This is a genomic window from Klebsiella sp. P1954, assembly GCF_018199955.1.
In the GTDB taxonomy this organism is placed as follows: domain Bacteria; phylum Pseudomonadota; class Gammaproteobacteria; order Enterobacterales; family Enterobacteriaceae; genus Klebsiella; species Klebsiella pneumoniae.
On record NZ_CP073373.1, the window covers coordinates 1729951 to 1742059 of the forward strand.

10 protein-coding genes are annotated in these 12109 nt (G+C 56.4%); 2 read left to right on the forward strand and 8 right to left on the reverse strand.

All coding sequences use genetic code 11. The features are described from left to right. Positions 1-2 precede the first annotated feature (2 nt). Positions 3-821 (reverse strand): HMP-PP phosphatase, encoded by an 819-nt coding sequence (gene cof / locus KB890_RS08430; protein WP_004151335.1) that lies wholly within the window; start codon positions 819-821, stop codon positions 3-5. A gap of 127 nt (positions 822-948) precedes the next feature. Here cof and KB890_RS08435 point away from each other — a divergent pair, with 127 nt between their 5' ends. Both KB890_RS08435 and queC read left to right on the forward strand, forming a co-directional pair. Further along, positions 949-2649 (forward strand): SgrR family transcriptional regulator, encoded by a 1701-nt coding sequence (locus tag KB890_RS08435; protein ID WP_020325198.1) that lies wholly within the window; start codon positions 949-951, stop codon positions 2647-2649. 66 nt (positions 2650-2715) lie between these two features. Further along, positions 2716-3417 (forward strand): 7-cyano-7-deazaguanine synthase QueC, encoded by a 702-nt coding sequence (queC, locus tag KB890_RS08440; RefSeq protein ID WP_002891863.1) that lies wholly within the window; start codon positions 2716-2718, stop codon positions 3415-3417. 111 nt (positions 3418-3528) lie between these two features. On the opposite strand, the gene KB890_RS08445 is transcribed toward queC, so the two are convergent. The 7 genes from KB890_RS08445 to clpP form a co-directional block, all read right to left on the reverse strand. Beyond that, on the reverse strand, positions 3529-3930 hold the full coding sequence (locus KB890_RS08445; RefSeq protein ID WP_002891860.1) for a YbgC/FadM family acyl-CoA thioesterase: 402 nt from the start codon (positions 3928-3930) through the stop codon (positions 3529-3531). 111 nt (positions 3931-4041) lie between these two features. Then, positions 4042-4410 (reverse strand): helix-hairpin-helix domain-containing protein, encoded by a 369-nt coding sequence (locus tag KB890_RS08450; RefSeq protein ID WP_020325191.1) that lies wholly within the window; start codon positions 4408-4410, stop codon positions 4042-4044. A 148-nt stretch (positions 4411-4558) separates the two neighbouring features. Continuing rightward, a complete protein-coding gene (gene ppiD / locus KB890_RS08455; RefSeq protein ID WP_004213767.1) occupies positions 4559-6433 on the reverse strand; it encodes a peptidylprolyl isomerase in 1875 nt (624 codons plus the stop codon). Between the two features lie 214 nt (positions 6434-6647). After that, positions 6648-6920, reverse strand: a complete 273-nt coding sequence (gene hupB / locus KB890_RS08460) for a nucleoid-associated protein HU-beta (protein WP_002444653.1) — start codon at positions 6918-6920, stop codon at positions 6648-6650. Between the two features lie 209 nt (positions 6921-7129). Further along, on the reverse strand, positions 7130-9484 hold the full coding sequence (gene lon, locus KB890_RS08465) for an endopeptidase La (protein ID WP_004151336.1): 2355 nt from the start codon (positions 9482-9484) through the stop codon (positions 7130-7132). 183 nt (positions 9485-9667) lie between these two features. Beyond that, positions 9668-10942, reverse strand: a complete 1275-nt coding sequence (clpX, locus tag KB890_RS08470; RefSeq protein ID WP_002891807.1) for an ATP-dependent protease ATP-binding subunit ClpX — start codon at positions 10940-10942, stop codon at positions 9668-9670. Between the two features lie 250 nt (positions 10943-11192). Next, positions 11193-11816, reverse strand: a complete 624-nt coding sequence (gene clpP, locus KB890_RS08475) for an ATP-dependent Clp endopeptidase proteolytic subunit ClpP (protein ID WP_002891804.1) — start codon at positions 11814-11816, stop codon at positions 11193-11195. Positions 11817-12109 lie beyond the last annotated feature (293 nt).

Consider the following 12109-nt stretch of genomic DNA (forward strand, 5'->3'; position numbering starts at 1 on the left):
CTCTATTCGGGGGAATAAGGAAGATCAGGATTATCCAGCCAATGAGTTAAAAAATGGGAGACTGCCTGATTCCGACAGTCGCCAATTACCGGCAGATGCGGCAGCTCGGCTTTCAGCTGCGGCATCGCGTTGCCCATGATGAACCCCCGCCCAACGCTGCCCAGCATCTCGCGGTCGTTCATCGCATCGCCGAAGGCCATGCACTCCTGCAGGGTGAAGCCTAAATGCTGGCTGAGCACCGCCAGCGCCGCGCCTTTATTGCAGCCAACCGGCAGCACCTCCAGACAGTCCATTGCCGAGAAGCAGAGAAATGCGCGATCGCCCAGCGTCTCATTCAGCTGGATCCGCAGACGGCGCAAATCGTCATGATCGCCGCAGAAACAGATCTTGGTGACATGCTGCGCCGACATGCGCTTCAGATCGCACAGTTGATAGTGAAAGCCGCTGAATACATGCGCTTGCAACAATTCAGGCCTTGCCTGGCCGGTGAACCAGCCGCCATCGTTAAAGACGTGCATGCTGGCCTGGGTATCCCATTTGCCGTGCAGCACCGCTTCCGCCGCCTCGGGAGCGAGATCCTGGCGATAAAGCTCCTCCCCTTCCAGCGAATGGATGCGCGTCCCGTTGCCGGTGATCAGAAATGCATCAAGGGAAAATTCGCCAATCACATGGTGCATCTCCAGCACATGGCGGCCGGTGGCGAAGGTCAAGGTGATATCGCGCTCACGCAGCCGTTTCAGCGCGGAAAGCGTCTTTTCTCCAAGACGATGGTCCGGCATCAGCAGGGTGCCGTCCATATCAAATGCCGCCAGTTTTGCCATGGTATATTCCCCGATGTGTGATGGGCTTCGCTTGTGTTGCAGTATCACCTGGGATATACGGAAGTAATAGTGAATAGATATTATTAATTGTTCCGGGTTTACAGCGGCCCGGTGGACGACGGCCCCCATGCGACTCTTACACCGTTTAAATCAATACCAGCGCCTATGGCAGCCCTCAGCCGGGGCGCCGCAGCAGGTCACCGTCGGCGAACTGGCGGAGCGCTGTTTTTGCAGCGAACGCCACGTCCGTACTCTGCTGCGTCAGGCGCAGGAGGCCAGGTGGCTAAGCTGGCAGGCCAGCTCCGGGCGCGGCAAACGCGGACAGCTCTCATTTCACAAAACCCCGGAAAGTCTGCGCAACGAGATGATGGAGCAGGCGCTGAACAACGGTCAGCAGCAAATCGCGCTGGAGCTGGCGCAGCTTGCCCCGGTGGAGCTGAAAGCCCTGCTCCATCCCTTCCTCGGCGGTCAGTGGCAAAACAATACCCCCACGCTGCGTATTCCTTACTATCGCCCGCTGGAGCCGCTGCGTCCCGGCTTTCTCCCCGGCCGCGCCGAGCAGCATCTGGCCGGACAAATCTATGCCGGGCTGACGCGCTTCGACGAAGGCGACAATATGCCGATCGGCGATCTGGCGCACCACTGGCAGGTCTCCCCGGACGGCCTGCGCTGGCATTTTTATATCCGCTCCACGCTGTGCTGGCACAATGGCGATACGGTGGAAACCGCGCAGTTGCGACAGCGGTTACTGCTGCTGCTTGAGCTGCCCGCCTTGCGGACCCTCTTCGCCAGCATCAGCCGTATCGATGTCACCCATGCCCAGTGTTTAACAATAACCCTGCATCGCCCTGACTACTGGCTGCCGTTCCGCCTCGCCAGCTACTGCAGCGTGCTGGCGCATCCCGACGATCCGGCCATTGGCTGCGGACCGTTCCGCCTGAAGCGGTTTAGTCCGGAACTCGTCCGCCTGGAAAACCATCCCCGCTACCACCTGCAGCATCCGCTGATCCAGGCGGTGGAGTACTGGATCACTCCTCAGCTCTTTGACCGCGATCTCGGCACCAGCTGCCGCCATCCGGTGCAGATCACCATCGGCGATCGCGAAGAGCTGCATAATCTGCGTCAGGTCAGCAACCGTATCAGCCTTGGCTTCTGCTATTTGACCCTGCGCCACAGCCCTCGGCTTAGCAAAGCGCAGGCCCAGCGGCTGGTGTCGATAATCCATCACTCGTCGCTACTGGATACGCTGCCGCTGGAGGAGGATCTGATTACGCCAAGCCATGAGGTGCTGCCGGGCTGGTCCATCCCGCAGGGACCGGCAAACAACGCGGTACCGCTGCCGGCCAGGCTCACCCTGCTCTATCATCTCCCGGTCGAGCTACATGCGATGGCCGAACAGCTGAGGCAACGTCTGGCTCTGCTGGGCTGCGAGCTGACGCTCCTGTTCCACGACGCTAAAAACTGGGAAGGCTGCCAGCATCTGGGGCAGGCCGACCTGATGATGGGCGACCGTCTGATCGGCGAAGCGCCGGAGTACGCCCTGGAACAGTGGCTGCGCTGCGATATGCTGTGGCCTAATTTGCTGACCGGGGCGCAATATGCTCATCTGCAGGCGACATTAGACGCGGTGCAGTCTCAGCCCGACGCTCGCAGCCGCAACGATGCGCTGCGCAACGTATTTAACAGCCTGATGGAAGACGCCATCATGACGCCGCTGTTCAAGTATAACTATCGGATCAGCGCGCCACCGGGGGTCAATGGTCTGCGCCTCAACGCCCGGGGCTGGTTCGACTTCGCCAGCGCCTGGCTGCCGGCCTCGTCGACGTGAGAGAGCTGGTGATGGAGGGCGTCTGGCGCTACCATATCGCCTTTATTCATTTAGTCAGGAATTGCCATGAAACGCGCCGTAGTTGTCTTCAGCGGAGGACAAGATTCAACCACCTGTCTGGTGCAGGCTCTGCAACAGTATGATGAAGTGCATTGCGTCACTTTTGATTATGGCCAACGCCACCGCGCGGAAATCGACGTTGCGCGCGAACTCGCCCTGAAACTGGGCGCCGTCGCGCATAAAGTGCTGGACGTCACTCTGCTCAACGAACTGGCAGTCAGCAGCCTGACCCGCGATAACATTCCGGTACCGGACTATCAGCCTGATGCCGAGGGTATTCCCAACACCTTTGTCCCCGGGCGTAATATTCTGTTTTTAACCCTGACGGCAATCTACGCCTATCAGGTAAAAGCCGAAGCCATCATCACCGGCGTGTGCGAGACCGACTTCTCCGGCTACCCGGACTGCCGCGATGAGTTTGTCAAAGCGCTGCACCACGCCGTCAGCCTGGGGATGGCGAAAGACATTCGCTTTGAGACGCCGCTGATGTGGCTGAATAAAGCCGAGACCTGGGCGCTCGCCGACTACTGGGGTCAGCTGGATCTGGTGCGCCGGGAAACCCTCACCTGCTACAACGGCATTAAGGGCGATGGCTGCGGCCAGTGCGCCGCCTGTAACCTGCGCGCAAACGGACTCAACCAGTATCTGGCGGACAAGGTCGGGGTAATGGCGGTGATGCAGCAAAAAACCGGACTGGCGCAGGCATAATCTCCGGGGATCGATTTACCGGAGCTTTGACTCAAATTCCCCGGTGGCGCGATGCTTACCGGGGCTACGGGTTCATCACCTGCCGTGGGCCCGCCACTCGCACGACGGTTGTCAGCGCAGGTTCATCTGGTCAAGTTTCGCACGCAATTCCCCTTCCAGCGGCAGCGCCTTCTGGGTTTTCAAATCGATACAAACGAAGGTAATCAGCGCATCGGCCACTACTTCGCCATTGGGGTTGAGGGTGACCACCTGGCTTAGGGTGCCGCTTTTGCCGTTGAGTTGCTCCAGTTTGCTGCTCACCGTCAGCACATCGCCCAGTACCGCCGGACGACGATAGTTAATATTGATATTCACCACCACGAAGGCGATGTTTTTCTCCATCATCCACTGAAACGCGGGGCTGTTTTCCAGGCCGTCCCAGCGGGCTTCCTCAAGGAACTCCAGGTAGCGAGCGTTGTTCACATGCTGGTAGACGTCCAGATGATAGCCGCGAACTTTAATTTGTGTCTGCATAGCACTAATGCCTTTCTGTTATTGTTGTTTATGAGGTAAGAGGTCACACCACTTGATGCAACCTCTTTATCCTGGCAAAAAATCACCGCTGTGCAAGGTCTGGCATAAAATTTACAGCGTCAGATGGGCTAAATTGCGCTCCACCAACGCGCTCCCCATTCCCGGGACCTGCTTCAGATCATCGAGGGTTTTGAACGGCCCGTACTCTTCGCGGTAGCTGACAATAGCCTGGGCTTTTTTCAATCCTACGCCATTCAACGCCTGCGCCAGCTGTTCGGCGCTGGCGCGGTTAATGCTGACCTTTGTCGCCCCGATGTCAGGCTCGCCGGGCACCGCTTCCGCCTTCGCCGAAGAGGACGCCTGCACATTTTCTTTATTCACCGCCGCTTTGCCGCTGGCGGGTGCCGCCAGCGCCCCCTGTACCCCTACCGCAAAAACCAGAACGCCCGCGGCCATCAGTGCTTTTATTCCATATTTCATGCTGATATCTCCTTGTGTGTAGACAGCAAGGTCACGATAGCGTCAGTGCGGATGGTCGACAAAAGGCAAATCACAGAAATGGAAAGGGCCGCGAAAGCGGCCCTTGAGGATTACATCGTGTTGCCCATTTTTGCGAGACGACGCGAAATTACTGCTGCTGGTCGATGCTGTCGCCGAGCTTAATTTTCGCCGCCTTGCGCAGGTTGCTCATCAGCGCTTCGAAAGCGATTTGGGCATTGTTCTGGGTGATCCCCTGAACCATGGCCTTCTTCTGCTCTTCCGGCATGCTGCCGGCTTTCACCTCATCCAGCGCTACCAGCACCACATCGCCTTGCATATTGCTGCCCACGCCGTAGACCGGTTTACCCTGCTGCGGCAGCGGCAGGGTAAATGCCAGCTGGCTCAGCGGATCCTGGCCGGTACGAGAAAGCGTCTGCGGCGCGCCAAAGCTCAGGCCAGCCGCCTTCATCGCTTCATCGCCTTTGCCGTCTTTCAGCGCCGCCAGCAGCTTGTCGGCCTCCAGTTTCGCCTGCTGTTCCGCTTTATTGTGCTTAACGATATCGCTAACCTGTGCCTTCACTTCGGCAAGCGGCTTCACCGCCTCGGCTTTGTGTTCGCTAATGCGCAGAACAAAAGCGCGATCGCCGTCAACGGTAATGATATCGGAGTTGCTGCCCGGCGCGCCGTTCTCACCCACCAGACCGCCGTTGAAAATAGCGTCAGCGACCGGTTTAAAGTTCAGCTCCTCCGGCAGGTTATCGCGGCCAAACCAGCCGGTTTCTACGACCTTCAGCCCGGCGACCTGCGCTGCGCTCGCCAGCGATTCATTATCGTTGCTGGCCGCATCGCTCACCTTCTGCTGCAGCGCGTAGTAAGCATCCAACGCTTTTTCCTGCTTCACTTTCGCCGCAATGTCATTACGCACGTCAGCCAGCGGCTTCACCTGCGCCGGCTGGACGTCGTCCAGACGAGCTACCAGGAAGCCAACCGAGGATTTGATCACGCCAGACAGCTGGCCTTTCTCTTTCAGCCCGGCATCTTTGAGCTCAGGCACGGTAGAGGCATCTTCCATCCACCCCATATCGCCGCCGTTGCGGGCAGAGATAATATCGGTCGATTTTTCTTTCGCCAGCGCGGCGAAGTCCGCTCCTTTTTGCAGCTCGGCCAGTACCGCTTTCGCATCGGCTTCAGTTTTGGTCTGAATCACGCTGTAGCGGTTGCGCTGCGGCTGAGTGAACTGATCCTTGTGCTGGTCGTACCATGACTGAATCTCTTCGTCAGAGGCGCTCTCCTGCATGCTGGCGGCATCCATTTTGATGTAGCTGACGCGGAACTGCTCCGGCGCCATAAAACGGGCCTGATTCTGCTGCCAGAAGGCGTTGATTTCCTCATCGCTGGCGGTCTGTTTTGCCGCCAGGGCATTTACGTTGATGGTCGCTTCGCGGACCACCCGCTGTTGAGATACCAGCGCCGCCAGCTGATCGGACTCGCCCGGCAGCATGAAGTCGGTACCCGCAATGGCGTTAATCAGCTGCTGCGTGGTCAGCTGGTTACGCAGCGCCTGGGCGTACTGATCGGTGGTCATCCCCATCTGGGCGACAATACCGCTGAAACGCTGGTTGTCGAACTTACCGTTCGTCTGGAACGCCTGGGTCTGGAAGATCGCCTGCTTCACCTGCTCATCGCTGATGCTGAGGCCCAGCTCGCGGGCATACTGATCCAGAAGCGACTCATCGATCAGGCGGTTCAGCACCTGCTGGCGCATGGTTTTCATGTAGTTTTCGTTCGCCGCCAGCTCGGAGAATTGATCGCCAAGCTGCTGCTGCATACGGTTACGTTCGCTGGCGACGGCGTTTTCAAACTGCCCACGGCCAATCTCCTGGCCATTCACTTTTGCGGCATAGTTTTTGCCACCGCCAATCAGGTAACCACTCACCCCGGTCAAAATGAACGAGACGATAATGATACCGAAAATAATCTTGAGCACGACGCTGTTGGCGGCCGTGCGTAGGTTGTCCATCATGGTGTAACAACGCTCCGCTGTAGATGACTTTAGCTCGCGCAGCATAGCACGTGATGGCCGCCGCGCGTGAGGACGTATTTTGACAAGAAAACAGGGTGATTGTCAGCCCACAAGTGGCGATAAACACACATAAAGTGGTCTGAAAAGGCAATAAAAAAGGCACATCTCACGATGCGCCCTTGTACTTCGTCACATTCCCTGACGGGAAAGCCGATCAGTTCACCGCGTCTTTCAGCGCTTTACCAGCACGGAAGCCCGGCACTTTTGCGGCAGCGATAGTAATTTCTTTACCTGTTTGCGGGTTGCGACCAGTACGGGCGGCACGTTCTTTAACAGCAAAGGTACCAAAACCTACCAGCGCAACGTCATCCCCAGCCTGCAGAGATTCAGTAACAGAAGCGATTAAAGCATCTAACGCACGTCCAGCTGCAGCTTTAGAAATGTCCGCACCCGCAGCAATTTTGTCAATCAGTTGAGATTTATTCACTGTTCTCTTCCTCTCTTTATAATTTATATCGCACCTGAGTCCTTCATAGTGCGACCGCGCAGCAGTTATATCAGGACTGTCATGCCCTTACAACAGCAGTTGTCGATGACCCCCCTGCCAGCGATCTAAGTTAGCTACACAAAAAAAGGCTGGCAAGTCCGAAATGACTTACCAGCCCTATTTTTATTAGCGCAATTTGCGCAGAATCACTATTTCGCGGTCACAACCTGCATGCCGAACGGTTCGTTCTGCAGCGCAAGTGTCAGAACTTCCTCGATTCGTTTCACCGGATGGATATCCAAATCGGCGATAACGTTATCCGGAATTTCTTCAAGGTCGCGTTTGTTCTCATCAGGAATCAGAACAGTCTTAATGCCGCCGCGATGCGCCGCCAGCAGTTTTTCCTTCAGACCGCCGATCGGCAGCACCTGACCACGCAGAGTGATTTCACCGGTCATCGCCACATCAGCGCGTACCGGGTTACCGGTCAGGCAGGAGACCAGCGCCGTGCACATGGCAATACCCGCGCTCGGACCATCCTTAGGCGTCGCCCCTTCCGGCACGTGCACGTGAATGTCACGCTTCTCGTAGAAGTCGGCGTTAATGCCCAGCTTGTCAGCCCGCGAACGTACCACCGTCAGCGCAGCCTGAATCGACTCCTGCATCACCTCGCCCAGCGAGCCGGTGTAGGTCAGCTTGCCTTTGCCCGGCACGCAGGCGGTTTCGATGGTCAGCAGATCGCCGCCCACTTCCGTCCACGCCAGACCGGTCACCTGACCGACGCGGTTCTCACTATCGGCGCGGCCATAGTCGAAGCGCTGTACGCCGAGATAATCATGCAGATTCTCACCGTTAATTTCGATGTGTTTCAGCGATTTATCCAGCAGCAGTTGCTTAACGGCCTTGCGGCACAGCTTGGAGATTTCACGCTCCAGGCTACGTACCCCCGCTTCCCGCGTGTAGTAACGAATAATGCCGATAATGGCGCTATCGTCGACGGTCAGCTCGCCTTTCTTCAGCGCGTTACGTTCGATCTGCTTCGGCAGCAGATGACGTTTGGCGATGTTCAGTTTTTCATCTTCGGTATAGCCGGAGAGACGAATCACTTCCATACGGTCCAACAGCGGCGCCGGAATGTTCATGGAGTTGGAAGTCGCCACGAACATCACGTCACTGAGATCGTAATCCACTTCCAGGTAGTGGTCGTTAAAGGCCACGTTCTGTTCCGGATCCAGCACCTCAAGCAACGCGGAAGCCGGGTCACCGCGCATGTCGGAAGACATTTTGTCGATCTCGTCCAACAGGAACAGCGGGTTTTTGACCCCCACTTTCGCCATTTTCTGGATCAGTTTGCCCGGCATCGAGCCAATGTAGGTCCGACGATGACCGCGGATTTCCGCTTCATCGCGCACGCCGCCAAGCGCCATACGAACGTATTTCCGTCCGGTCGCTTTGGCGATGGATTGACCCAGCGAGGTTTTACCTACCCCCGGCGGTCCCACCAGACAAAGGATTGGCCCCTTGATTTTGTTCACCCGGCTCTGCACCGCGAGATATTCAAGGATGCGATCCTTCACGCGCTCCAGGCCATAGTGATCGGTATCGAGGATCTCCTGGGCCTGACGCAGGTCTTTTTTGACCTTACTGCGCGCATTCCACGGCACCTGCACCATCCAGTCGATGTAGCCACGCACGACGGTCGCTTCCGCAGACATCGGCGACATCATCTTCAGCTTCTGCAGTTCCGCTTCGGTTTTTTCTTTCGCCTCTTTCGGCATTTTCGCCGCGTCGATCTTACGCTTCAGCGCTTCGTTTTCGTCCGGGGCGTCGTCCATCTCGCCGAGTTCTTTCTGAATCGCTTTCATTTGCTCGTTCAGATAGTACTCGCGCTGGGATTTCTCCATCTGCTTTTTGACGCGGTTGCGAATGCGCTTCTCAACCTGCAGCAGATCGATTTCCGATTCCATCATCGCCATCAGATATTCCAGACGTTCGTTAACGTCGGACATCTCAAGCACAGACTGCTTGTCAGCCAGCTTCAGCGGCATGTGCGCCGCGATGGTATCCGCCAGGCGCGCCGGATCGTCGATGCTGTTCAGCGACGTCAGCACTTCCGGTGGGATCTTCTTGTTCAGCTTGATATAGCCTTCAAACTGGCTGATAGCGGTGCGAACCAGCACTTCCTGCTCGCGTTCGTCAATCGCCGGCGAGTCGAGATACTCCGCTTTCGCCGAGAAATGCTCGCCATTATCAGACAGCGCAGAAATGCGAGCACGCTGCAGCCCTTCGACCAGCACCTTCACGGTGCCGTCCGGCAGCTTCAGCATCTGCAAAATAGACGCCACGGTTCCAACGGTGAAAAGATCGTTTACACCCGGCTCATCCGTCGACGCTTCTTTCTGCGCAACCAGCATGATTTTTTTATCATGGTCCATGGCCGCTTCGAGGCAACGGATAGATTTTTCCCGCCCTACGAACAGGGGTATGACCATGTGCGGATAAACCACCACATCGCGCAATGGCAATACGGGGATTTCAATGCGTTCAGAACGCTCAGGATTCATAGAGCTCTCTCTTAGTTTAAAGTCCGCCAGGTAGCCGACGACGCTACACTCCACTGCATCGTCGTTAATATGTAATCCAGTATATGGGGATGTATTCCACACATTCAACGGCGGGAATGCAGGAAAAATAAAAGGGGAGATAAAATCCCCCCTTTTTGTTAACTGCTTGAGTGAAATGGTTAATTATTCACCAGATGCCTGCTGAGCTTCCGGTTTGCCGTAGATCAGCAGCGGTTTGCTCTGACCGGCGATAACCGACTCATCAATGACCACTTTTTCGACATCTTCCATCGAAGGCAGGTCATACATGGTATCCAGCAGCGCCGCTTCCACAATTGAGCGCAGGCCACGGGCGCCGGTTTTACGCGCCATCGCTTTCTTGGCGATAGCGTCCAGCGCTTCGTCGCGGAATTCGAGCTCTGCGCCTTCAAGGCTAAACAGCGCCTGATACTGCTTGGTCAGGGCGTTTTTCGGCTCTTTCAGGATCTGGATCAGGGCTTCTTCGCTCAACTCGTTCAGGGTCGCCACTACCGGCAGACGGCCGATGAACTCCGGGATCAGACCAAACTTGATCAGATCTTCCGGCTCGACCTGAGCCAGCAGTTCCCCTTCGCTCGCTTTGTCGGACTTCGCTTTTACCGTCGCGCCAAAACCAATGCCGGAGCCGGTTTCCACACGGTGGGAAATCACTTTGTCCAGGCCAGCGAACGCGCCGCCGCAGATAAACAGGATCTTGGAGGTATCAACCTGCAGGAACTCCTGCTGCGGATGTTTACGCCCGCCCTGCGGCGGAACGGCGGCAACGGTCCCTTCGATAAGCTTCAGCAGCGCCTGCTGCACGCCTTCGCCTGAGACGTCGCGCGTAATCGACGGGTTATCGGATTTACGCGAAATTTTGTCGATTTCGTCGATATAAACGATGCCGCGCTGCGCTTTCTGCACGTCGTAATCGCACTTCTGCAGCAGTTTCTGAATGATATTTTCGACGTCCTCACCCACATAACCGGCTTCGGTCAGGGTAGTGGCGTCCGCCATGGTAAACGGCACATCCAGCAGGCGCGCCAGCGTTTCCGCCAGCAGCGTTTTACCGGAACCGGTCGGCCCGATCAGCAGGATGTTGCTTTTACCCAGCTCTACGCCATTGCTGGTATCGCCATTGCGCAGACGCTTGTAGTGGTTGTATACCGCGACCGCCAACACCTTCTTCGCCTGTTCCTGACCGATGACGTAGTCATCAAGGTGGTGGCGAATCTCGTGCGGCGTCGGCAGCGCGCTGCGCTCGCGGTGCGGCGCCACTTCTTTAATCTCTTCGCGAATGATGTCGTTACATAAATCAACGCATTCGTCGCAGATATACACGGATGGCCCGGCGATCAGCTTACGCACTTCATGCTGGCTTTTGCCGCAAAAAGAGCAATACAACAATTTGCCCGATCCATCTTTGCGTTTATCTGTCATGAGTCCAAACCTCTTTTTAAGTTCTTTGTGCCGCACACGACGACGCAAATGCCATTCTCAGGCGCAAGCCGCCATATAGCGTTGTGCCGCCCTTCATTAGTATATACACAAAATCCTTCGCGCTACATCGAGCCGGTAGCGAAGCCACCGGCCGCAAGCCTGCCAGATAAGCGGCCGAATAAAAGCCAACCGCTCGCACAGACGTGGCGAGAAGGATGAAGCGTAAAGCGGCACCCTTGCGCCTTGGGCATCAATTACGATGGGTCAAAATAGAGTCGACCAGCCCGTACTCCACGGCTTCCGCAGCAGACAGGAAGCGGTCACGCTCGGTGTCACGCTCAATCTGCTCAAGAGACTGGCCGGTATGATGCGCCATCAACTCATTCATGCGTCCTTTCACCTTCAGGATTTCACGGGCGTGGATCTCAATATCCGTCGCCTGTCCCTGATAGCCGCCCAGCGGCTGGTGGATCATCACGCGGGAGTTCGGCAGGCAGAAGCGCTTGCCTTTCGCCCCGGCGGTCAGCAGGAACGCGCCCATAGAAGCGGCCTGCCCCATACAGATGGTGCTGACATCCGGCTTGATGAACTGCATGGTGTCATAAATCGACATCCCGGCGGTGATTACCCCGCCCGGAGAGTTAATGTACAGGTAAATGTCTTTTTCCGGGTTTTCCGCTTCCAGAAACAGCATCTGCGCCACGATCAGGTTTGCCATGTGGTCTTCGACCTGGCCGGTCAGAAAAATGACGCGTTCCTTAAGCAGACGGGAGTAGATATCAAAAGAACGTTCACCGCGTGAGGTCTGTTCAATGACCATCGGCACCAGGGCCATATGGGGTGCAAAGTTGTCTCGTTCGCCACTGTATGACATTTCCGTCTCCTGGAGTAATTTTAAAATACCTGCTGCACTGATTGTAACCTTACGGACGGATTATCAGCCACAGTTTCTATCCGCTGAATGCGTCACCGCCTCTTCAATACGCGTGCGATTGCGGATGCAGTTGCCTCCCCCGGTAATGGGGATGGTGTTGCCATATTTCAAGCATAACAAGCTTTTGCTGTAACGCTATCATGGTTAATGCGTTTTCGCACCGTGCCTGTGGCTATCATTATCTTAAAAAAAAACCCGCCGCCTTTCGGCAACGGGTTTTTGCTCGAACCTTA